This is a genomic window from Modestobacter sp. SYSU DS0875 (genome assembly GCF_054050915.1).
This window is the reverse complement of record NZ_JBJHAH010000011.1, coordinates 54775-76769: the sequence shown is the minus strand read 5'-3', so window position 1 is coordinate 76769 and position 21995 is coordinate 54775. Positions and strand designations below refer to the sequence as shown.

The following is a 21995-nucleotide window of genomic DNA, read 5'->3' as shown; positions in this document are numbered from 1 at the left end:
CGGCCACCACCGAGGCGCGCTCCTGCGGCCCGTTCACCGGAGCCGGCCGGCCATCGGCAGCCGGGAGCGGACGAACAGCCCGGTCCCCACGACGGCCAGCAGCGGGACGACGACGGCGACGACGGTGAGCAGCAGCCAGGGGACGTCGATCAGCGGCCGGGCCCCCATCCCGTAGTCGGTGCTGGTCAACGGGTAGGCGACGGCGATGCCGGGCCCGAGCCCCACCAGCACGCCGAGCAGCGCACCGGTACCGCCGATCACCGCGGCCGACCCCATCGCCACCAGCCGCCGGGTGCGGGGCGCCGCACCGACCGCCGCCAGGGTGGCGAGGTCCGGCCGGGCATCGGCCAGCGCCAGCCCGGTCGCGGTCAGCGTGGCGATGAGCACCAGCGCCCCACCGACGACGAGCAGCAGCACCCGGCCGATGGCCAGGTAGTCGGTCCAGCCCCGCTCCACGTACACCGAGGTGCCGGACGAGAGCGCGGTCAGCGCCTCCCGCAGATCCGTCTCCTCGGCCTCGGTCACCGGGGCGTCGGGACCGCCGACGATCAGCTCCGAGGTCGCCACCGGCACGGGCAACCGGTCGGCCAGCGCCGGCGGGACGGCGACCAGCGCCGGCACGAGCAGGGTGTCGGTCGTGGAGACGGCGATCTCCGTGGCCGGCAGGGTGGCGCTCCCCAGCGGGCGCTCGGTGCTGCCGGTCCACTCGCTGGCCTGCAGGGTCACCCGCCCGGAGTCGACGGCGCCCTCACCGAAGACGACGGCCCGCCCCGCCGCGAACGCGGCGCCCACCTGATCGCGCACCTCGGGCGGGGTGGTCGCGACGAGGACGTCGGCGTCCACCACGACCACCTCGCTCCCCAGCAGCTGGGCGTAGGAGCCGACGCCCTCGGGGAACCACCCGCACTCCGCGACCCCGGCTCCGCAGTTCGCACGGGTGACCGCGAGCTGTTGCTGGCTGCCCTCGTCCCGCACCGCCGTCCGGACCCGGCTGACCGGGCGGTCGGGCACTTGCGCGCCAACCACCTGCTCGACGTCGGCCCAGTCCAGCTGGTCGGCAGGGCCGAAGAGCCGGACCGTGGCCGCGCCCATCGGCGCCTGCGCGATGTAGTCGCGCTCGCTCTGCGCGCTGTCGCTGTTGCTGCCGATGCCGAGCGCGGTGATCCCGGCGACGGTGGCCATCACCGCGGCCACCGCGGGTGCGGTGCGGGTGCGGTTGCGGGTGGCGTCCCGGACGGCGAGCCGCGCGGCGGTGGGCAGCCGCCCGGCCAGCGGCGCGAGCAGCCCGACCAGCCACGGCGTCGCGACCACCGCGCCCAGCACGAGCAGCACCGCTCCCCCGGCGACGCCGAACTCGTTCCCCTGCGCGCCCGCCACGGTCAGCACCAGGCCGACGGCGGCGGTGGCCAGGCCCAGCACCGGCAGCTTCCGGGAGCTCCGCACCTGGCCGCGGCGGCCGGTCAGCGTGGTGACGACGTCGGTCTCCGCAGCCTGCCGGGCGGGGACGGCGGCTGCCGCCAGCCCGGCCAGCGTCCCGGCGGCCACCACGGCGAGCACGTCGAGGAACGGCACGTCGAACGGGCCGAACACCAGGTCGGACCGGCTCTCCACCACCGGCACGGCGACCGCGGCCAGCCCGGTCCCGAGCGCGGCGCCCAGCACGGCGGCCCCGCCGCCGAGCACCACCCCGGAGGCGAGGACGACGCGCCGCAGGTCGCCCGGGGCGCCGCCGGTGGCGGCCAGCAGCGCCAGGTCCCGACGCTGGCGGCGCAGCCCGACGGCGAAGGCCGGCCCGGCCAGCAGCACCACCTCCAGCAGCAGGCCGGTGACGATGAGCGCGAGCACGGCCACCTCGGCGGTGCCGAGCCCCCGGCTCTCCGACCAGCCGGGCGGGTAGAAGGCCGCCTCGGCCGGCGGGTCCGCGACGACCGCCCGCGAGATCGCCACCAGCCCCTCGTCGTTGAGCTCCTGCACGGCCGCCCAGTCCAGCCCGTCGGGGACGGACACGTAGAACTCCGCGGTCGAGCGGTCCAGCAGGTCGGCGTCCGCCGGGGGCACCACCGCGAACGGGCCGTCCCCGGGCCGGGAGGCGAGCACCCCGACCACCGTGGCCGGGACGTCGTCCCGGGTGAGGGCGAGCTCGTCGCCGACGGCGACGCCGCGGCGGGCGACGGAGCGGCTGACCGCCACCTCGCCGGCGGCCACCGGCGCCCGACCGTCGACCACCTCGTACGCGCCCTGCCGCAGCGGGTCGGTCAGGTCGTCGGCGTGGCCGTCGACCGTGGCGTACCCGGCGTCGGTCCGGTACGTGAGCGGGCCGGTGCGCACCTCGGTCAGCTCCGCGCCCGCAGGCAGCAGGTCGAGCACCTCCGCGGCGGACCACGGCGGGTCGGCCGGGACGCCGTCGGTCCGGACCAGGTCGCCAGTCGACGGATCGGCCCACACCTGGTCGCGGGTGACGCCCTCGATCCGGGCGTCGGCGGCCCCGAGCGTGGCCGGCAACTGCTCTGCGGCGCTGACCTGCGAGCTCCGGTAGAGCGTGTCCCCCGCGACGATGGCGAGCACCGGCAGCCCGACCATGAGCAGCACCAGGGCACTGCGGCCCCGCGCGCGGAGCGCGTCCCGGCGGGCGATGCGCAGCGCCAGGCGCCAGCGCACCAGCCAGGCGCTCACGCGCCGCCGCCCGCCGGGAGCAGCGACTCCGCGCCGGTGACCGGGCCGCTGGTGTCCACGACGACGCCGTCGCGCAGGAACAGCACCCGGTCGGCCCAGGCCGCGTGCCGGGCCTCGTGGGTGACGAGCACGCCGGCCGCCCCGGCGGTGCACCGGGCCCGCAGCAGGCGGAGCACCTCCTCGCCGGTCGCGGAGTCCAGCGCACCGGTGGGCTCGTCGGCGAGCAGCAGGCGGCGCGGGCCGACCAGCGCGCGGGCGATCGCCACCCGCTGCTGCTGGCCGCCGGACATGTCGTCGGGGAACCGGTCGGCCAGTTCGCCGACGCCGACCTCCTCGAGTGCGGCGCGTGCCTCGGCCCGGGCCTGGCGGCCGCGGACGCCGTCCAGTTCTCGGGGCAGGGACACGTTCTCCACCGCAGTCAGCGCGGGGATGAGGTTGAGGTCCTGGAACACGTAGCCCACGTTCCGCCGGCGGACGGCGGCGAGGGCGGCGGCGGAGAGGCGGGTGAGGTCCTGGCCCTCGACGAGGACCTGCCCGGCGGTCGGGGTGTCCAGCCCGCCCGCGATGTGCAACAGCGTCGACTTGCCCGAGCCGGAGGCGCCCATGACCGCGACCAGCTCGCCAGGGGCCACGGTGAGGTCGGCCCCCCGCAGGGCGTGCACGACCAGGTCACCCTGCCGGTGCTCGCGGGTGACCCCGGAGAGCTCGAGGACCGGGGTGGACCCCTGTGCCGCGGTGCTCATCGCCGTCCCCGCTTCCCGGCCGGGACGGCCTCCGGGGCCGGCTCGGGGGCGGCCGCCGGGACCGCCGTCCGGGCGGCCGCGGCCCGGGCGACCCGCGCCTCGCAGTGGTCCAGCCAGCGGATCTCCGCCTCGGCCCGGAACACCAGCGAGTCGAGCACCAGGGACCAGGCGAGGTCGTCGGCGCCCTCGCGCGTCTTGAGCCGGGTGAGCTCCTGCAGCGACGTCATGGTGGCCGAGCGCTGGGTCTGCACGACGGCGATCACGTCGACGCCCGGCGTCGTGACCGCCAGCGCCAGCTTGATCGCCAGCTCGTCGCGGGGCGCGGCCTTGGTGCCGACCGGCGTGCCGAACCAGGTGCGCACCTCCGCCCGGCCGGCGTCGGTGATCCGGTACGCGATCCGCCCGTCGCCGTCCGGCGCCCCGTCCTGGGCGACCAGCCCGTCCCGCTCGAGGCGGTCGAGGGTGGTGTAGACCTGCCCGACGTTCAGCGGCCAGGTCGCGCCGGTGGCCGAGTCGAACTGGGCGCGGAGCTGGTAGCCGTGGCTGGGGCCGCGCTCCAGCAGCGCCAGCAGACCGTGTCGGATGGACATGGATACGGAGTATGCATACTCGGTATCCACGTGCCAAGGGCGGCGCGCGCGTCTCTGTCGACCGTCCGGAGCGCACCACCGACCCCCCCGCCAGAAGGGCCATGATGGTGGCCTCGCGACCCGCCATCATGGCCCTTCTGGCGATCCGGGGGTCACTCGGAGGCGGTCGCGGTGTTCCCCTGCGCCTGCTGGTCGCTGCGCGGCCCGACCCAGACGGTCTTGGCGTTCATGAACTCGCGCATGCCGAGCTCGGTGAGCTCGCGGCCGTAGCCGCTCTGCTTCACCCCGCCGAAGGGCAGCTCCGGGTAGCTGGTGGTCATCCCGTTGACGAACGCCATGCCGGCGGCGATGTCGCGGACGAACTGGGCCCGCTCACCCTCGTCCTCGCTCCACAGGTTCGAGCCCAGCCCGTACGGGTGGCTGTTGGCGATCTCGATCGCCTGGTCGAGGCTGTCGACGGTGAACAGCGCGGCCACCGGGCCGAACACCTCTTCGTCGTAGACGCGCATCTCCGGGGTGATGCCGGTGAGCAGGGTCGGCGGGTAGAACCAGCCGGGCCGGTCCGGCCGCTCCCCGCCGACGACGACGGTCGCCCCCTTCTCCACCGCGTCCCGGACGTAGGACTCCACGTCGTCCCGCCCCGACTCGGTGGCCAGCGGCCCGACCTTCGTGCCGGGGTCGCGGGGGTCGCCGACCGGCAGGGCGGCGAGCTTCTCGGCGAACAGCCGGGTGAACTCCTCGGCGACGTCGCGGTGCACGAAGAACCGCTTGGCGGCGATGCAGCTCTGCCCGTTGTTCTGGCAGCGGGCGGTGACGGCGACGTCGGCGGCCCGGTCCAGGTCGGCCGAGGGCATCACGATGAACGGGTCGGAGCCGCCGAGCTCCAGCACGGTCTTCTTCAGCACGTCGCCGGCGATCGAGGCGACCGACTGCCCGGCCGGGGCGCTGCCGGTGAGCGTGGCGGCGGCGACCCGGTCGTCGCGCAGCACCCGCTCGATGGTGCCCGACCCGATCAGCAGGGTCTGGAACACGTCGGCCGGGAAACCGGCCTTGCGGAACAGCTCCTCCATGTACAGCGCGGTCTGCGGCACGTTGCTGGCGTGCTTGAGCAGCCCGACGTTCCCGGCCATCAGCGCGGGGGCGGCGAACCGCATCGCCTGCCAGAGCGGGAAGTTCCACGGCATGATCGCCAGCACGACGCCGATCGGCTGGTACACCACGTAGGCCTGCTCGGCGCCCACCGCGCCGGCGTCCCGGGGCTCCGGCTCGAGCAGGGCCGGGCCGTGCTCGGCGTACCAGCGCAGCGCGGCGGCGCACTTGCCGATCTCCGCCTTCGCCGCCGCGAGCGTCTTGCCCATCTCGGTGGTCATCAGCTCGGCGACGTCGTCGGTGTCGGCGTCCAGGGCGTCCGCCGCCGCGCGCAGCCAGCGCACCCGGTCCTCGACGGAGGTCAGCCGGTAGCTGCGGGCCGCCGCCGCGGCACGGGCCAGCTTGTCCTCCAGCGCCTCGTCCGACAGCGGGTCGAAGGTCTTCAGCGTCTGCCCGGTGGTCGGGTCGATGGTGGCGATGGCCATGGGGGCTCCTGTCGTCGTCCTCGGGTGCGGGTCCGGACGGCGGCGCTCGACACAGGGCGCTCGGGCGGTCCGGACGGGCACCGGTGCGCCCTGCACCTGCCCTCCACCAGGCCGGCGAAACCGCTCCGGTCAGGCCTTCCGGCGCCGCAGCGGGCCGACCATCCGGGGGCCGCTGGTGCGCCGCTCGGAGCGCTGGACCTCCCGGCGCGCCGGCTGGGCGAGGAAGCTGCCCAGGATGACCCCCGCGGCCAGCGCGAGACCGATCGAGATGGCCTGGCTGAGCAGCAGGAAGCCGGTCCCGGTGTCGCCCGAGGCCAGGAAGAGCATGCCGCGGTAGATGGTCAACCCGGGCAGCAGCGGGATGATCCCCGCGGCGACCAGGATGAGCGGTGGGACCCGCTGCCGGTGGGCGAACACGTAGGCCCCCAGCCCGACGACGACCGCCGCCGCGCCGGTCGAGAGCGCGGCGTCGAACTGGAAGTGGTCCAGGGCACGGAAGGCGCCCCAACCGAGCGCCCCGGCCGCTCCGGCCGCGGGGATCGTCCGCCGGGGTGAGTAGTTCGCCGCGGCCGCCGCAGCCGCGGAGACGACGGCGGCGAGGAACTGCGCGGGCAGCTCCCCGAGGCCGGTCGCCGGCGGCTGGCTGATCGCGAGGTCCATCCCGAGCCGGTCGGCGAGCGAGAGCACGGCGGCCACCCCGGCCACGATCCCGGCGGTCAGCACGAACACCTCGAAGGCCCGTGCACTGGCCGTCAGCAGGAACCCGGTGATGGCGTCCTGCACCGACCCGACCAGGGTCACCCCCGGCAGCAGCAGCACGATGCCGCTGGCCACCACCAGGGAGGGCCGCACGCCGAGGTCGGCGGCCATCATCACCATGGCGACCGCGGTCGCGAAGGCCGCCCCCAGCGCGTTGGCGTAGAAGTCGGGCACGTGCCGCCGCGCGAGCGCGCCGGCCACGCGGTCCACGACCACGGTCGTGGTGAAGGCGACGGCCGCGACGAGCGCGCCCCCACCCATCAGCACGGCGATGGCGCTGGCCAGCGTGGCCCGGAAGGCGGCGACCGCCCAGCGCGGGTAGGGGTGCCCCGCCCGGCGGATCCGCTCCAGCCGCGCCATCGCCTCCTCCGGCGTGGTGCGCTGCTCCACCAGGTCGGCGACCATGTTGTCGATCTCGGTCACCCGGGTGTAGTCGGGCGTGCGGACCTGGACCAGCCGCACGCTGGTGACCGGTGCGACGTCCGGCGCCCGCACGTAGGAGAGCGTGATCGAGGTGAAGGTGACCTCGCAGACCACCCGATCCAGCCCGCAGGCACGGGCCAGCGCCACGATGGTGGCCATCACGTCGGCGGCCCCGGCCCCGCCGGAGAGCAGGATCTCGCCCGCACGCAGCGCGAAGTCCAGGATCCGGTAGGCGTCACGCTCGTCCGGCTCCGGGAGGTGCACCGGCTCACGCACCAGCAACTGCCCCGGACGCCCTCCCCCGCGTCGGCGTCCAGCGACCACCTCGACCTCCTGCCCCGTCCTCCTCGACACCTGCCGCGGTCCGTTCCGCCCGCCCCGGCCACCCTCCCAGGCGGCAGGCGCCGGGGGCAGCACCGGCGGGTGTGCTCCCGGCCACCCGGGCCACCCGGCGCCGGCCGGCGCCGGGGCGACGGGTCAGGCCGGTGCACCGTCCTCGGCGGCGCGGCGCTCGGCCTCCTCCGGCGGGAGCACCTTCCGCCAGCGCCTGGTGCGCAGCGGCGGCACCTCCCCGGCATCCTCGCGCAGTGCCCGCAGCAGGCTGTAGATCATCACGTAGCCGAGGACGAAGAACGGCAGGCCGACCACGATGATCACCTGCTGCAGCGCCTCCAGTCCGCCGGCGCCGGTACCGCCCAGCAGGGTGCTGGCGACGACGGCGACGCTCAACGCCCAGAACACCCGCTGCCGGGTGGGCGCGGGGTCCTCGTGGCCGTTGGCGATGGTGTCCATCACCAGGGCGGCGGAGTCCACCGAGGTGACGAAGAAGACGACCACCAGCAGGATCGCGACGACCGACACGACCGTGCTGAGCGGGAACTGCTCGAGGAAGACGAACAGCGCGCCGGGGACGTCTCCCTGCTCGACCACGGGCCCGGTCAGCGTGCCGGGGTCGGTGCGCTCGATGTCGAAGGAGGCCCAGCCGAACACCCCGAACCACACGACGCTGAAGCCCACCGGGACGGCCAGGACGCCGATCACGAACTGGCGGATCGACCGCCCCCGGGAGATGCGCGCGATGAAGATCCCGACGAACGGTGACCAGGTGATGGTCCAGGCCCAGTAGAAGACGGTCCAGTTGTTCTGCCAGCCGCTCTGGTTGACCGCGTCGGTCCAGAAGGCCAGCTCCGGCAGCCAGGACAGGTAGATGCCGGGCGTCTCGATGGTGCCTCGCAGCAGGAGCAACGTCGGGCCGGTGACGACGACGAAGCACAGCAGCGCGACCGCCACGATGATGTTCAGGTTGGACAGCCGCTTGATCCCGCGGGTCACCCCCAGGGCCACGGAGACGATGGCGACCGCCGACACCGCGGCGATGATCAGCACCTCGACCAGCCGGTTCTGCGGCACGCCGAACAGCGCGGCCAGCCCGCCGTTGATCTGCAAGGTGCCGAGCCCGACCGACACGGCGATGCCGAACATCGTGCCGACGATCGCGGTGACGTCGATGGCCGCACCGATCGGCCCGTGGATCCGGTCGCCCAGCAGCGGGTGGAAGATCGAACTGACCCGGGGCGGCAGGTTCCGCTTGTACATGAAGTAGGCGAAGGCCAGCGCCGGCAGTGTGAAGATCGTCCAGGTGTGCAGACCGAAGTGGTAGAGCGTGAACGCCATCGCCTCCCGGAAGGCGGCCGGCGACCCGGGCTCCACGTCCTGCATCGGCGGGTTCGCCAGGTGGTTGACCGGCTCCGCGACCCCCCAGAACAGCAGGATCGTGCCGATCCCGGCGGCGAACAGCATGCCGAACCAGGCAGCGCCCGAGTGCTCGGGCCCCTCCCCCTCCGGACCGAGCCGGATCCGACCGAACCGGCTGGCCGCCATGTACAGCAGGAACACCAGGAACACCGTCACGCCCAGGACGTAGAACCAGCCGAGGTTCTCCAGGATCCAGCCGGTCACCGCCGCGAAGAGCCGGTCCACCTGCTCGGTGAACAGCAGGGTCGCCACCACGAAGACCAGCGCGACCAGCGCGGACGCCGAGAAGATGACCGACCCGGTGCGCACGCCGAGTGCCTCGAGAGAACGCTTCACGGCTGCCTGCATGAGCTGGGGGTCCGTCCTCCCGTGATGGATCGCAACGGTTGGCTCATCTGCCCGGTCACCGCACGGCGGAAACGGCCGATGTCGCCCTCGATCCCCCGGAGCGCCCGTGGCGAGCCCGGCCCGCAGCGGGCGGGACCGACGTCCCGCCCGTAGCGTCGGCGGCACGACGGGCCGCGCACCGGGCGGCCGCGGGAGCTCGGAGGTCGGATGGACGCCGGACGGATCCGGAACGCCGCACTGGCCCGGAAGGTGGTGCCGGCCGAGGAGGCCGCCGCCGTCGTCCGGCCCGGCGACACCGTCGGGATGAGCGGCTTCACCGGCGCCGGCCACCCGAAGGCGGTGCCCGGGGTGCTGGCCCGGCGGATCACCGAGGCGCACGCCGCGGGCGACCCGTTCCGGATCGACCTGTGGACCGGTGCCTCGACCGCCCCGGACGTCGACGGCGCGCTCGCGACCGCCGACGGGATCGGGCTGCGGCTGCCCTACCAGTCCGACCCGGTGCTGCGGGAGAAGATCAACCGCGGGGAGACCGAGTACGTCGACGTGCACCTCTCGCACGTGGCGCAGCTGGCCTGGGAGGGGTTCCTCGGCCCGCTGGACGTCGCCGTGGTCGAGGTCAGCGCGATCACCGAGGACGGCCTGCTCGTCCCGTCGTCGTCGGTGGGGAACAACAAGACCTGGCTGGACCTGGCCGACCGGGTGGTGCTGGAGGTCAACAGCTGGCAGCCGGCCGGGCTGGCCGGGATGCACGACGTCTACTACGGCACCGCCCTGCCCCCCAACCGCAGCCCGGTGCAGCTCGTCCGGCCCGGAGACCGGATCGGGGTGCCGCACCTGCGGGTCGACCCGGACAAGGTGGTCGCGGTCGTGGAGACCGACGCCCCCGACCGCAACACCCCCTTCGCCCAGCCGGACGGGACGGCGCGGGCGATCGCCGGCCACCTGATCGAGTACCTCGAGCACGAGGTGTCCCGGGGCCGGTTGCCGGCGGACCTGCTGCCGTTGCAGTCCGGGGTCGGGAACGTCGCCAACGCGGTGCTGGCCGGCCTGCAGGAGTCGCGGTTCGAGCAGCTGACCGCCTACACCGAGGTGATCCAGGACGGCATGCTGGACCTGCTCCGGTCGGGCACGCTGTCGTTCGCCTCGGCGACGGCGTTCTCGCTGAGCCCCACCGCGATCGCCGACTTCACCGCGCACGTCGACGAGTTCCGCGACCGGATCCTGCTGCGGCCGCAGGAGATCAGCAACCACCCGGAGATCATCCGGCGGCTGGGCGTGCTGGCGATGAACGGGATGATCGAGGCCGACCTGTACGGCAACGTGAACTCCACCCACCTGATGGGCAGCCGCATCCAGAACGGGATCGGCGGGTCGGGCGACTTCGCCCGCAACTCCTACGTCTCCTTCTTCGTCAGCCCGTCGACGGCCAAGGGCGGGGCGATCTCCTCGATCGTGCCGATGGTCTCCCACGTGGACCACACCGAGCACGACGTCGCGGTGGTCGTCACCGAGCAGGGCCTGGCCGACCTGCGGGGGCTCTCCCCCCGGCGGCGCGCTCAGCTGGTGATCGAGAAGTGCGCGCACCCGGACTACCGGCCGATGCTGGCCGACTACCTCGAGCGGGCCGAGCGCGGCGCCTTCGGGATGCACACCCCGCACCTGACGGCCGAGGCGCTGAGCTGGCACACCCGGTACGTCGAGACCGGGTCGATGCTGCCGCCACGCTGAGGCGGCGGCGACACGCCGGGAGCCCGGCCCGGCGGCCAGCAGGGCGACGTCCGGTGTTCACCCGGTGCCCGTCGAATGGTTGCTGCGGTCACCGAGAGTGCCCGCATGCCCCTCGATGCACCCCTGTCCCGTCGCACCGTGTTCAAGGGCGGCGCCGCCGCGGCGGCCGCCGCCGCCCTCGTCGGCCTCACCCCCGAGGCCGCCCGCGCCGCCGTGGCCGAGACCGCCCGCTCCGGCGTCTTCGGCTTCGGCGTCGCCAGTGGTGACCCCACGGCCACCGAGCTGCTGCTCTGGACCCGGGTGACGCCCACCCCCGAGTCGCTGCCCGGCAGCCGGCGCGGGCCGGCCGTCCCGGTCCGCTGGGAGGTCGCCGCCGACGAGGCGTTCACCGAGATCGTGCGCAGCGGCAACGTCGTCGCCGACGTCAGCCGCGACCACACGGTCAAGGTTGTGGTGAACCGGCTGACCCCCTACACGCGCTACTTCTACCGGTTCACCTGCGCCGGGCAGACCTCCCCGGTCGGCCGCACCCAGACCGCCCCGGACGAGCCCGGCCGGACCCACGCGCTGCGGATGGCGTTCGTCTCCTGCAGCAACTGGACCGGCGGGTACTTCACCGCCTACCGCGGGATCGCCGCCAGGGACGACCTGGACTTCGTGCTGCACCTCGGCGACTACCTGTACGAGTACGGCAACTCGCCGCGGGTGGCCGGCGCGGCCGGCTCCGGTGACCGGTACGGGCCGAACGCGCTGATCGGCATCCGGGACCACGAGCCGGTCCACGAGATGGTGTCGCTGGAGGACTACCGGATCCGGCACGCGCTGTACAAGACCGACCCGGACCTGCAGCGGGCGCACCAGCAGCACCCGTGGATCGTCATCTTCGACGACCACGAGATCACCAACGACGCCTACGACTTCGGCGCGGAGAACCACGAGCGGGACGACGACCCGGCCACCCCCTACACCGAGCCGGGCAAGCCCGACGGCGTCAAGCCGGAGGGCGACTTCCTGTTCCGCCGGGCCAAGGCGTTCCAGGCCTACCTGGAGTGGATGCCGATCCGGGAGCCCGCGATGTGGCAGCCGCACCCGAGCAAGGGCCGGCAGTTCTTCCGCCGCTTCAGCTTCGGCGACCTGGCCGAGCTGTCGGTGATCGAGACCCGGCAGAACCGCAGCGAGCAGGTGCCGGCCACCGTCGACGGCGAGCTGAACCCGGCGCTGGCCGACCCGCGGCGCCACCTGCCCGAGCCGCCGCAGCTGGACTGGCTGACGAAGGGCATCCGCACCGGGCGCACCGACTGGCACCTGGTCGGCAACCAGACGGTGTTCGCCCGGGTGTTCGCCGTCCCCCGCCCGGGCACCGTGCCCGGCTCGGTGTTCAACACCGACCAGTGGGACGGCTACCAGGCCGACCAGCGCACGGTGCTGGAGGCGATGGCGGCGGCCCAGCGGACCGACCCGGTGGTGCTGACCGGCGACATCCACTCCTCGTGGGCCAACGACCTCCCGACCGACTTCGGCGGCTACCCCGGCGACGGCAACTCGGTGGGCGTGGAGTTCGTCTGCCCGTCGGTGACCAGCAACGGGTTCAAGGAGGCCGTCGGATCGGCCGCCGCCGCGTCCGCCACCACCGCCGCCTTCCAGGCCGCCAACCCCTGGGTGCGGTACCTGGAGGGCATCGGGCACGGCTTCGTCGTCCTGGACGTGACGCCGGAGCGGGTGCAGGCCGACTACTGGTTCATCCGCAGCAACGGGGACAAGGGGCTGGCCGTCGACCCGCGGCTGGACCCACGGGCGACGGTCGGCTACGAGACGTCCTTCGCCTCGGTCAAGGGCTCGCGGAAGGTGAGCGGGCCGGTGTCCCAGCTGGGCGCCCGCAGCGACTTCCCGCGCGACGCGCGGGTGGCCGTTCCCCGCTGACCCGCCGGCTGACCGCCCCGGCTCGTGAGCCGGGGCGGTCAGCCCGCGTGCGCCCGGTCGTCGACGAGGTGGACGACCGGCAGGCCGCAGGCCTTCTGGATCTTGGCCGGCAGGTTGCCGCGCAGCCAGCGGGAGAGGCCCAGCGGCAAGGTGGAGACGATCACCTCGTCGGTGGGGAACCGCCCCAGCGCCAGGCGCAGCGCCTCCATCGCGTCGGGGTCGCCGACCTCGCCGTCGGCCTCGCCACCGAGCTCCCGGATCTCGGTGAGCGCGCGGTCCAGCCGCTGGGCGGCCAGCGCATAGGCTCGCTCGTCCGACGACGGCGCACCGGCGGGGACGTCGGCCTGGTCGTGCACCGGGGTCGCCGGGACGACGACGTGGAACTGGTGCGGGCCGGCGGCGACCCGCTCCTGCACCGCGGCGAGGAGTCGCTCGCCGCCCAGGGTCTGATTGGCGAGGACCAGGGTCTTCGGCATGGTGCGTTCCCCTTCCGGCGCTGGTGGGTTCCGTCCAGGGCGACGGTAGGCCCGACCGGCCGGTCTGCGGTAGGCCGGCGGACGTCGCCCGGTCGACCACCGTGCGACGGTCCGCCGAACTCCCGGGCCGGGCTGCGGCTCAGGCCTCGGGCATGGTGATGACCGGCTTGACCACCGCGCCGCTGTACGAGGCCTCCATCGCCTCGCCGATCCGCTCCAGCGGGAACCGCTCCACCAGCCGGTCGATCGGGAAGCGGCCCGCGGCGTAGAGGTCCATCAGCGCACCGATCAGCCGCTCGCTGCGGCCGCTGCCGCCGAGGGTGCCGACGATCGACTTGCCCCACAGCGTGCTCATGTGGTCGGCGCTGAACTCGGCCCCGGCCGGCGCCCCGCCGATCAGGATCGCCGTGCCGCGCATGCCGACGGAGTCGATGGCCTGCCGGATGACCGGCAGGATCCCGGTGCACTCCAGGGCGAAGTCGGCCTGGCCGCCGCAGATGTCGGTGATCGCCTGCACCGGGTCGGTGTCGCCGGCGTCGACCACCTCGGTGGCGCCCAGCTCCCGGGCCAGCTGCAGCCGGGACTCGTGCCGGTCGACGGCGATGATGGTGCTGGCCGCGGAGTTGCGCGCGGCCATGACCGCCGCCAGACCCACGGTGCCCGCGCCGTAGACGACCAGCGAGGACCCGGGCAGCGGGCGGGCGGTGTGGAAGACCGCGCCGGCACCGGTCGCCAGCCCGCAGGCCAGCGGCCCCATGAGGTCGACCGGCAGGCCGTCGGGGACGGGCACCAGCGAAGTCGCCGTCGCCAGCGAGTGGGTGGCGAACGAGGACTGACCGAAGAACCCCCCGGCCAGTGCGTCGCCGTCGGCCGTGCGCAGGCCGGAGGTGCCGACCGGCCGGTGACCGCTGAAGGCCAGCTCGCCCAGGTTCAGGCAGTACCGGGGCTCCCCGTCCAGGCAGTTGCGGCAGTCGCCGCACCACGGCCAGCCCATCACGACGGCCTGGCCCTCGCGGACGTTGGTGACGCCGTCGCCGACGGCGACGACCGTCCCGGCGCCCTCGTGGCCGAGCACGCCGGGCAGCGGGAAGGGCATCTGCCCCTCCCGGGCCAGCCCGTCGGTGTGGCAGAAGCCGGTCGCGGTGACGCGGACCAGCACCTCGCCGGATCCGGGTTCGTCCAGTTCGACGTCCCGGACGACGAACGGTGCGTCCGGCTGCTCGACGACGGCGGCGGTGACCTTCACGTGCGCTCCCCGCACCGGGCCGGTCGGCGGCGGCCGCGCCGGTGCGCCCACGGACCGTCGCGCCGGAGGCGTCCGTGCCCCGGCGTGCCCCCAGTCTGCCCACGGCGGTCGCGGCCCGGGCGAGCGGATCGGACCGGCAGGTGCGCCCAGGACATCGGTCCCGGGGAGCCGGCGGACCGGGCCGAGCTCAGGAGCGCTTCGCGTCCAGCCGGTCGAGCAGGTCCTTCGCCGCCCGGCGGACCTCCTCGTGGCCGTTCTGCGACGCCCGCTGCTCGGCGTGGATCAGCGCCGCCCGGTTGACCGTCGCGAAGTCGCCGTAGGGGAAGCGGAACCGGGCCTTGGTGCCCTCCCCCGCATCGGTGTCCTCGGCGAGGTACCAGCGGCTCCACTCCTCGCGGCCCTCGTCCTCGATCTCGGAGTTGCGCTCCTGGGTCGACGGCGCGGCGTCGGACCACTCGGTGGTGTCGTCGTACTCCCCGGCGTCGATGAGCTGCTGGGCGTGCCGGACGCCGGCCTCGTTCACTCGGTAGCTGGGCATGCGCCCGCCCTACCCGGAGTCGGCGCCGGAACACCCGGCCGGCCGGGGAATCTACAACGGCGACTGCACGTTTGGTGAAGTGCCCGACGAAGATCCCCGAGAGGAGGACCACGATGGCACTGCCCGTTCTCTCCCGTCAGCGGAACCTGGCGACCCGCGACCCCTTCCGTGAGCTGGACGAGCTCTACGACCGGTTCACCTCGCTCTGGCAGTCCGAGCTCGGCGGGGTGGTCGACCGCTGGGTCCCCTCCGCCGACCTGGAGGAGACCGACGACGCCTGGTCGCTGGAGCTGGAGCTCCCCGGCGTCGCCCGCGACGACGTCGACGTCCAGCTGCAGGACCGGGTGCTCACCGTCTCCGGTGAGGTCCAGGAGAAGGAGCGCACCGGGGTGCTGCACCGGCGCACCCGACGCGTGGGCGCCTTCCAGTACTCGGTGACGCTGCCCGGTGAGGTGGACGCCGACGCGGTGCAGGCGCACCTGCACGACGGCGTGCTGACCGTCCGGGTGCCCAAGTCAGCGGCGGCCAAGCCGCGCCGGATCGCCATCAGCAGCTGATCAGCTGCGCACGCTGATCGGCACGCGTGCGAACGGGCCAGGAGCTCCGAGCTCCTGGCCCGTTCGCGCGCGTGCGGGTCAGGCGGAGCGGGCCGGCGCCGGCTCGGCCGGCCGGAGCCCGTCGGCCGCCCAGCCGTCGGGCAGCCCGGTCACCTCCGCCCGGTCCCCCACCGCCTTGATGCGGACCTGCTGGGCGCCCCCGAGGTCGAGCCCGTCGAGCACCACCCGGCCCCACGACTCGGGGAGCCGCGGCCGGAGCCTCAGGCGCCGACGCGGCACGTCGAGCTCGAGGCCCAGCAGCGCCCGCACCAGCAGCAGGGGCGCCGCGCTGGCCCACGCCTGCGGGGAACAGGAGGTCGGGTAGGGCACCGGTGGGTCGAACTCGGCCCGGCTGAACCCGCAGAACAGCTCCGGCAGCCGCCCACCGAACGCGGCCGCGGCGTCCAGCAGCCCGTCGGCCAGGTGCTGGGCGAGCTCGACCGCTCCGGGCACGTGCGCGTACCGGACCAGCCCGGCGACCGCGAGCGCGGTGTCGTGCGGCCACACCGACCCGTTGTGGTAGCTCATCGGGTTGTAGGCGCCCATGCCCTCGGCGAGGGTCCGCAGCCCGAACCCGCTGTCCATCGCGGCGTCCGCCAGCCGCTGCACCAGCACGACGGCGTGCTCGTCGGTCACGATCCCGCTCCACAGGCACTGGGCGGCATTGCTCGTCAGCGCGTCCAGCGGCCGCTTGTCCCGGTCCAGGGCGACGGCGAACCAGCCGCGGTCGGGCAGCCAGAACCGCTCCGCGAACGCGTCCTTCAGCTCGGCGGCGCGCCGGCGCAGGCGGGAGGCGGTCAGCGGGTCGCCGAACGACTCGGCGAGGTCGGCCCGCGCCAGGCGGGCGGCGTAGGCGTAGCCCTGCACCTCGGCGAGCGCGATCGGTGGCTCGCCCAGCCGGCCGGCGGCGTCGTTGACGCCGTCGAAGCTGTCCTTCCACCCCTGGTTGAGCAACCCCCGGTCGGTGGCTCGCTGGTACTCCAGGAAGCCGTCGCCGTCCCGGTCGCCGTACCGGTCCATCCACTCCAGCGCGGCGTCGGCGGCCGGCAGCAGGGCCCGCACCTCGTCCTCAGCCGCACCCCAGCGCCAGGCCTCGGTCAGCAGGGAGACGAACAGCGGCGCGGCGTCGACGGTGCCGTAGTACCGGCTGCTGCCCAGTGCGCTGTCCCGGTCGGGACCCAGCCGCAGCTCGTGCAGGATGCGTCCGGGCTCCTCCTCGTTCAGCGGGTCCACCGTGCGCCCCTGCAGCCGGGCGAGCGTCTCCAGCGTGCCGAGCGCCAGCGAGGTCTCCAGCGGCAGGGCCATGTGGGCCGTGAGCAGGCTGTCCCGGCCGAAGAGGGTCATGAACCACGGTGCGCCGGCGGCGACCACCGGCCGGTCGCCGAGCTGGTCCCGGATCTGCAGCACACCGAGGTCGTCCTCGGTGCGGCGCAGCACCTCGGCCAGCACCGGGTGGTCGGCGGTGACCGCGGTGCTCGCGCGCCGCCACTCCCGCAGCTGGTGGGCCGGGCGGCTGGTCTCCATGCCCTGCCCGCGGTCCACCCGGGGCGGCACGAGCCGGCCCTCCAGAACAGGCTGCACGGTCACCTCGGTCGACCAGCGCCCGCGCGGGGGCACGACGACCCGCCAGGTGAACGCCGACGGCGTGACCACCACGTCGCCGGTCGCGCTGACCCGCAGCCCGCGCTCCCCGTCGCGACCGGCCAGCACGAGGGCGGTGCCCTCGACCTGCGCCATCACCTCGCCGGCGTCGGCCCGGCCGGCCTTCACCGCGAACAGGTCGGCGAAGTCGGCGCCCAGCCAGAGCGTCAGGGTCGCCGTCGTCGCCTCGGCCGCCAGGTTCTGCAGCGTGACCACCTCGCGCAGGCCGTCGGCCACCAGTCGCTCACGCACCAGCAGCAGCGTGCTGTCCGCCCGGCCGCCCGCCGGGGGACGACGGAGCACGAAACGGGCACCGTAGGTCTCCTCCGGCTGCACGGACAGCGGCTGCGGCACGCCGCCGTCCAGGCGCAGCTCGAGGCGGGAGAGGACCCGGGCGTCCCGGAAGTACAGCCCCTGGACGTCGCCCGGCACGACGTCGCCGGTGGCGGTGGACAGGCAGAAGGTCGAGCCGTCGACGAGCGTGACCAGCCCGCCGTCGGCACCGATCCGCACCGGCTCGGTGGCGTTGAGCGGCCCGTCGGTCACCTCAGCCCACCTCCCCCAGGTGCCGGCCGGTGGCCGCCGGCCCGGTCGCGCTCGCCAGCGCCCGCCGGTAGGCGGCCTCGTAGCCGCGGGCCATCGCCTCGGCGGAGAAGTGCGTGGCCACCCGGGCCCGGCAGGCCGCCGGGTCCAGGTCGCGGACCGCGTCGAGCGCGGCGGGCAGGTCGGCCGGGGTCTCGCAGACCAGCCCGGTCACCCCGTGGTCGACCACCTCGGGGACGGCGCCGCCGCGCAGCGCCACGACCGGTGTCCCGCAGGCCATCGCCTCGATCATCACCATGCCGAAGGGCTCCTCCCACTGGATCGGGAACAGCAGGCAGCGCGCGCCCAGCAGCAGCTCCCGCTTGGTCACCGCGTCGGCCACGCCGACCACCCGGTCGGTGTCGCGGAGGCGGGGCCGCACCTCCCGCTCGAAGTACTCCTTCTCGATCGGCTCCTGGCACTTGCCGGCCAGCACCAGCGGGAGCCCGGCCGCGTGCGCGGCGTCGAGGGCCAGGTGCGGCGCCTTCTGCGGGTGGAAGCGGCCGAGGAACAGCGCATGGTCGCCCTTGTCGGCGGCGAACGGCCAGGCGGCCAGGCGCAGGGCGTTGTGCACGACGCCGAGCCAGTTCAGGTCCGGCACGAGCTCCCGCTGCCGGTGGCTGATGCCGACCAGCCCGACGTCGGCGCCCAGGTCGCGGTAGAGCCGTTCCGCGTCGGCGTCGACCGGGCCGTGCACGGTCAGCACGGTCGGGACGCCACGGGCACCCAGCACCGCGGCGTTGAGCGGGCCGGCCAGCGTGTGGTCGTGCACCACGTCGAGGCCCTCGGTGTCGGCCAGCTCCAGGAGGGCCCGCCGGGCAGCGGCCGCGTGCACGACCTCCGGCGCGGGCTCGCCGAGGCGCTCGGGGACGGCCGTCGGCCACAGCGGGCGGAACCGGGCGCGCGTGCCGTCCCGGCCCGCGCCCAGCAGGGTCACGTCGTGCCCCCGGTCGACCAGCGCGTCGGCCAGGTCGGCCACGACGGCCTCCACGCCGCCGTAGGCACCCGGGGGGACGTCGAAGTAGGGCGGCGCGACGAGGGCCACCCGCAGCGGCGCGCCGGTCCGCTCGGGGGTGGGTCCGCCGTTGGGCACCGCGTGCAGGACGGGCGCCGGCGGGGAGACGGTCTTCTGGGTGTCGACCAGCACAGGGATCCTCCGCGAAGGACTACTGGACCAGTGGACGGACGACGCTGTCCGGGGCAGCGGCACACCGGGCCCGGGCCACGGCTCGCACCGCTCCCGTGATCTCTCATAGCACCGGCGCGGTCGGTGCTCAAGTCGGACGTCCGGCCGGCCCGTCCAGTGCTGGGCGATCATGGCCCGGTGACCGGCACCGACGACGCCCCGCCCCCGGCGGCCTGCCCCCTGCCGACCCGCCGTGCGGTGCTGCTGCCGCCGGTGGACCCGACGACGGCGACGGCGCTGCTGCAGGCCACCGGGCAGGGCGGCTGGCTCACCCCCGAGCCGGGTGGCCGGACCGTCTTCACCGGCGAGGTGCCGGCGGCCGGGGCGCTGGCCCGCGCGCTGGGGCACGGCACGGGGGCACCGGGGGCGGTACTGCTCTGGGCCGACCCCTCGGGGCCGGAGGCCGGGTTCGTGCTGCTGCACCGCGGCGACGTCGTCACCGCGCACAGCTGGACGGCGTCCGGCGCCGGGGAGCTGGGTGAGCCGGCGATCGCCGCCCGGGCGACCGGCCGGCCCGAGGTGGAGCCCGCGCTCCGGGCCCTGCTCGCCCGGCCGGCGCCGGACCCGCTCGCGCAGCTGCCCGAGCTGGCCGACCTGCTCCGGCTGCCCGCGGCGGCACTGCCGCTGCTCACCGCCGCGGTGCCGCCGCCGGGCACCGTGCACGTGCCCGCCCCGGCTCAGCGGCGCGGCCTGCTGCGCACCGTCACCGGAGCCCTCCGCCGCCGGTGACGGTGCGCCGGCTCAGCGCAGCGGTGGGATGACCTTCCGGGCGGCGAGCTGCTCGAACAGCTCGACGAACCGGTCCTCGGTGTCCAGGCAGTCGGCGAACCCGGCCCGGCGCAGCTTGATCGTGGAGCTGACGTTGTCGAAGCCGCTGGTGAAGATGAACTGCCCGAACTCCCAGCCGACCAGGTCCTCGTAGGGGGTGGGCACCAGGTCGTGCCGGGCCACCAGCCGCTCCCACACGTCGCGGCGGCCGGCCATCGCCTCGGCCAGCGGCACCGGCTGCGGCTCGGCCGGCTCCATCCCGAAGGCCCGGGCGAAGGCCGGGAACAGGTGCCGCCAGCGCAGCTGGTCGCCGTTGGTCACGTTGTAGACCTCGCCGTCGGCGGCCGGCTCGCTCCCGGCCCACACGGTGGCGCGGGCCAGCAGCTCGGCGTCGGTGACCTGGTACAGGGCGTCGTAGGCGGCGAGGCTGCCCGGGAAGCGCAGCGGCTGGCCGAGCTCCTTGCTGATCGCGGCGTACACGGCGATCACCATGAGCAGGTTCATCGGGTTGCCGACGGCGTAGCCGATGACCCCCTCGGGCCGCAGCACGGTGAGCCGGAACCCGCGCTCGGCGGCGACCTCGCGGAGCAGGTCCTCCTGGTCGTAGTAGAAGTTCGGCTGGACGATCCGCGGGTCGCTCTCCTTGGCCGGGGTGTTGAAGAACCCCATGTGCGCGCCGTAGGCCTTGCCGCCCTGGTACAGCGTCACGTGCTCCAGCGGTGCCCCGGCGGCGGCCAGCCCGTCGAGGGTGTTGCGGAGCATCCCGACGTTGACCTCCGACAGCTCCCGGGCCGTCGGCCGCTCGGCGTAGGCGCCGAACACCAGGTGGGTGGTGTCCGCGGCCGCACGCAGGCCGTCCCGCGCCGCCGAGGCGTCACGCAGGTCCACGGCCAGGTGCTCCCAGCCGGCCTCCCGCGGGGTGCGCCGGCTGACCCCGCGCACCCGCCAGCCCGGCCGTCGGGCGTACTCCGCCGCGGCGTGCGCCCCGATCACCCCGCCCGCGCCGGTCACCAGCACGCTGCCCTGTTCCGCCATCCCGCTGCACCCCTCGTCTCGCCGATCGTCCGAGGGCGTCCATGCCCGCCGGCGCGACGGCGAACCGGGAAACGGCTGTGGCGCTCGCCCCGTCCGGCCCGGATCAGCCGACGAGCTCGCCGATCGGCGACTTCTCCCTGCGCGGCTCGCCGCGGCCGTGGGCGTTGCCGCACCCGGGACCCGAGCTGCCGGCACGCACCTGGCCGCGCACCTCGCTCACGACGGCGCCGAGCGAACCGGCCGACTGCCCCCGCAGGAGGACGATGCGCCCGCAACGGCGCCCCGGGCCCGGGGGCTCCCGGTCGCCCGGGTCGGCGTGCCAGGCTGACCGGCGTGACCGTCGAACGCACCGTCCGGTTGTCCTTCGGTTCTGCCTCGCGCGCGGCGCAGACCCACACCAACCTCTCCGCCGTCCGCAGCGACGGCCCGGTGTTGTGGGTCGCCGGCGACGAGACCGCGACGATCGAACGGCTCGTCGCCGACGACCCCGTGCACCCCACCGGCTACGGCGACGAGACCACCTTCCGGCTGGCCGACCTCGTGGACCTCCCCGGCGCCGAGGACGAGGAGGCCGACGTCGAGGGGCTGGCCCGCGCCGGCCACTTCCTGTGGGCGGTGGGGTCGCACAGCCTGCGGCGCAAGCGGATCAAGGACAAGCACGACGGCGACAAGGCGCTGCGCCGGTTGGCGAAGGTGACCGGGCAGGTCAACCGGCAGGTGATCGTGCGGCTGCCGGTCGCCGAGGTCGACGGTCTGCCGACCCCGGTGCCCGAACTGACCGTCGACGGCACCCGGCACACCGCGGCGGTCTTCGGTGCCACCGGCCCTGATCTGCGGGACCTGCTCGCCGACGACGAGCACCTCGCCCCGTTCCTGCCCCTCCCGGGCAAGGACAACGGGCTGGACGTCGAGGGCATCGCAGTGGCTGGTGACCGGGTGTACCTGGGGCTGCGCGGCCCGGTGCTGCGCGGCTGGGCCGTCGTCCTGGAGCTGCGCCCGGAGCCGGACCCGGCGGCGCCCGGGCGCCTGCTGCTGAAGCCGTTCGCCGGCGGCCGCCGGTACCGCAAGCACGTGCTGGACCTGGCCGGACTGGGCGTGCGCGACCTGTGCCCGCACGGCGAGGACCTGCTGGTGCTGACCGGCCCGACGATGGACCTCGACGGGCCGGTGCACGTGTTCCGCTGGCACGGGGCGCTGACCGCCGAGACACCGCAGGTGGTGCGCGGCGAGCAGCTCACCCGCGAGGTCGACCTGCCCTTCGGGGTCGGCGACGACCACGCCGAGGGGATCGGGCTGCTGCCGGGCGACGACGCCCGGCTGCTGGTGGTCTACGACAGCCCGGCGCCGTCCCGGCTGGACGACGCCGGCGGCGTCACCGCCGACGTGGTGCGGCTGCCTGCCCGCTGACCCGAGG

Annotated in this window: 17 protein-coding genes; 5 read left to right on the top strand and 12 right to left on the bottom strand. The window is 74.8% G+C overall.

Annotated elements, in window-relative coordinates; all coding sequences use genetic code 11:
* Positions 1-33: 33 nt before the first annotated feature.
* The 6 genes from ACI79Y_RS08860 to ACI79Y_RS08835 all read right to left on the bottom strand — a co-directional run bounded on the left by ACI79Y_RS08860 (position 34) and on the right by ACI79Y_RS08835 (position 8853).
* Entirely contained in the window at positions 34-2673 is a 2640-nt protein-coding gene (locus ACI79Y_RS08860; RefSeq protein ID WP_457158119.1) for an FtsX-like permease family protein, read from the bottom strand.
* Entirely contained in the window at positions 2670-3416 is a 747-nt protein-coding gene (locus ACI79Y_RS08855) for an ABC transporter ATP-binding protein (RefSeq protein WP_457158118.1), read from the bottom strand. The genes ACI79Y_RS08860 and ACI79Y_RS08855 overlap by 4 nt, the downstream gene beginning before the upstream one ends.
* Positions 3413-4006, bottom strand: coding sequence for a PadR family transcriptional regulator (locus tag ACI79Y_RS08850; RefSeq protein ID WP_457158117.1), 594 nt, complete (start codon positions 4004-4006; stop codon positions 3413-3415). Before ACI79Y_RS08850 ends, ACI79Y_RS08855 begins: the two co-directional genes overlap by 4 nt.
* Before the next feature lie 152 nt (positions 4007-4158).
* Positions 4159-5580 carry an NADP-dependent succinic semialdehyde dehydrogenase gene (locus ACI79Y_RS08845; RefSeq protein WP_457158116.1) on the bottom strand — a complete coding sequence of 474 codons (1422 nt, stop codon included), beginning with the start codon at positions 5578-5580 and terminating at the stop codon, positions 4159-4161.
* A gap of 129 nt (positions 5581-5709) precedes the next feature.
* Entirely contained in the window at positions 5710-7038 is a 1329-nt protein-coding gene (locus ACI79Y_RS08840) for a threonine/serine ThrE exporter family protein (RefSeq protein ID WP_457158115.1), read from the bottom strand.
* A gap of 201 nt (positions 7039-7239) precedes the next feature.
* Positions 7240-8853 carry a BCCT family transporter gene (locus tag ACI79Y_RS08835; protein WP_457158114.1) on the bottom strand — a complete coding sequence of 538 codons (1614 nt, stop codon included), beginning with the start codon at positions 8851-8853 and terminating at the stop codon, positions 7240-7242.
* 219 nt (positions 8854-9072) lie between these two features.
* Here ACI79Y_RS08835 and ACI79Y_RS08830 point away from each other — a divergent pair, with 219 nt between their 5' ends.
* Both ACI79Y_RS08830 and ACI79Y_RS08825 read left to right on the top strand, forming a co-directional pair.
* Positions 9073-10593 (top strand): acetyl-CoA hydrolase/transferase family protein, encoded by a 1521-nt coding sequence (locus ACI79Y_RS08830; RefSeq protein WP_457158113.1) that lies wholly within the window; start codon positions 9073-9075, stop codon positions 10591-10593.
* Positions 10594-10698: 105 nt separating this feature from the next.
* Positions 10699-12513 (top strand): alkaline phosphatase D family protein, encoded by a 1815-nt coding sequence (locus ACI79Y_RS08825; protein ID WP_457158112.1) that lies wholly within the window; start codon positions 10699-10701, stop codon positions 12511-12513.
* 38 nt (positions 12514-12551) lie between these two features.
* Here the strand turns inward: ACI79Y_RS08825 and ACI79Y_RS08820 are convergent, their stop codons facing one another.
* From ACI79Y_RS08820 to ACI79Y_RS08810, 3 genes are all read right to left on the bottom strand, one after another.
* Positions 12552-12989 (bottom strand): hypothetical protein, encoded by a 438-nt coding sequence (locus tag ACI79Y_RS08820; RefSeq protein WP_457158111.1) that lies wholly within the window; start codon positions 12987-12989, stop codon positions 12552-12554.
* 139 nt (positions 12990-13128) lie between these two features.
* On the bottom strand, positions 13129-14235 hold the full coding sequence (locus ACI79Y_RS08815; protein ID WP_457158110.1) for an NAD(P)-dependent alcohol dehydrogenase: 1107 nt from the start codon (positions 14233-14235) through the stop codon (positions 13129-13131).
* A gap of 187 nt (positions 14236-14422) precedes the next feature.
* Complete coding sequence (locus ACI79Y_RS08810; RefSeq protein WP_457158109.1) at positions 14423-14773, bottom strand: hypothetical protein; 351 nt, start codon at positions 14771-14773, stop codon at positions 14423-14425.
* 113 nt (positions 14774-14886) lie between these two features.
* Between ACI79Y_RS08810 and ACI79Y_RS08805 the strand changes: the two genes are divergently transcribed.
* Positions 14887-15330: an Hsp20/alpha crystallin family protein gene (locus ACI79Y_RS08805; protein ID WP_457158108.1), complete on the top strand. Its 444-nt coding sequence runs from the start codon at positions 14887-14889 to the stop codon at positions 15328-15330.
* Between the two features lie 78 nt (positions 15331-15408).
* Here the strand turns inward: ACI79Y_RS08805 and ACI79Y_RS08800 are convergent, their stop codons facing one another.
* A complete protein-coding gene (locus ACI79Y_RS08800; protein ID WP_457158107.1) occupies positions 15409-17556 on the bottom strand; it encodes an amylo-alpha-1,6-glucosidase in 2148 nt (715 codons plus the stop codon).
* 1 nt (position 17557) lies between these two features.
* Positions 17558-18739 carry a glycosyltransferase family 4 protein gene (locus ACI79Y_RS08795; protein ID WP_457140956.1) on the bottom strand — a complete coding sequence of 394 codons (1182 nt, stop codon included), beginning with the start codon at positions 18737-18739 and terminating at the stop codon, positions 17558-17560.
* A gap of 177 nt (positions 18740-18916) precedes the next feature.
* Between ACI79Y_RS08795 and ACI79Y_RS08790 the strand changes: the two genes are divergently transcribed.
* Positions 18917-19507, top strand: coding sequence for a hypothetical protein (locus ACI79Y_RS08790; protein WP_457158106.1), 591 nt, complete (start codon positions 18917-18919; stop codon positions 19505-19507).
* 12 nt (positions 19508-19519) lie between these two features.
* Here ACI79Y_RS08790 and ACI79Y_RS08785 read toward each other — a convergent pair whose 3' ends face one another.
* Positions 19520-20581, bottom strand: a complete 1062-nt coding sequence (locus ACI79Y_RS08785) for an SDR family oxidoreductase (protein ID WP_457158105.1) — start codon at positions 20579-20581, stop codon at positions 19520-19522.
* Between the two features lie 333 nt (positions 20582-20914).
* Here ACI79Y_RS08785 and ACI79Y_RS08780 point away from each other — a divergent pair, with 333 nt between their 5' ends.
* A complete protein-coding gene (locus ACI79Y_RS08780) occupies positions 20915-21988 on the top strand; it encodes a DUF3616 domain-containing protein (RefSeq protein WP_457158104.1) in 1074 nt (357 codons plus the stop codon).
* Positions 21989-21995: the final 7 nt, after the last annotated feature.

What these genes read in the sequence shown, in the direction of transcription:
- ACI79Y_RS08820 (WP_457158111.1), bottom strand. Translation starts at nt 12,989, where the DNA reads ATGCCGAAGACCCTGGTCCTCGCCAATCAGACCCTGGGCGGCGAGCGA.
- ACI79Y_RS08785 (WP_457158105.1), bottom strand. Translation starts at nt 20,581, where the DNA reads ATGGCGGAACAGGGCAGCGTGCTGGTGACCGGCGCGGGCGGGGTGATC.
- ACI79Y_RS08845 (WP_457158116.1), bottom strand. Translation starts at nt 5,580, where the DNA reads ATGGCCATCGCCACCATCGACCCGACCACCGGGCAGACGCTGAAGACC.
- ACI79Y_RS08855 (WP_457158118.1), bottom strand. Translation starts at nt 3,416, where the DNA reads ATGAGCACCGCGGCACAGGGGTCCACCCCGGTCCTCGAGCTCTCCGGG.
- ACI79Y_RS08850 (WP_457158117.1), bottom strand. Translation starts at nt 4,006, where the DNA reads ATGTCCATCCGACACGGTCTGCTGGCGCTGCTGGAGCGCGGCCCCAGC.
- ACI79Y_RS08805 (WP_457158108.1), top strand. Translation starts at nt 14,887, where the DNA reads ATGGCACTGCCCGTTCTCTCCCGTCAGCGGAACCTGGCGACCCGCGAC.
- ACI79Y_RS08825 (WP_457158112.1), top strand. Translation starts at nt 10,699, where the DNA reads ATGCCCCTCGATGCACCCCTGTCCCGTCGCACCGTGTTCAAGGGCGGC.
- ACI79Y_RS08810 (WP_457158109.1), bottom strand. Translation starts at nt 14,773, where the DNA reads ATGCCCAGCTACCGAGTGAACGAGGCCGGCGTCCGGCACGCCCAGCAG.
- ACI79Y_RS08830 (WP_457158113.1), top strand. Translation starts at nt 9,073, where the DNA reads ATGGACGCCGGACGGATCCGGAACGCCGCACTGGCCCGGAAGGTGGTG.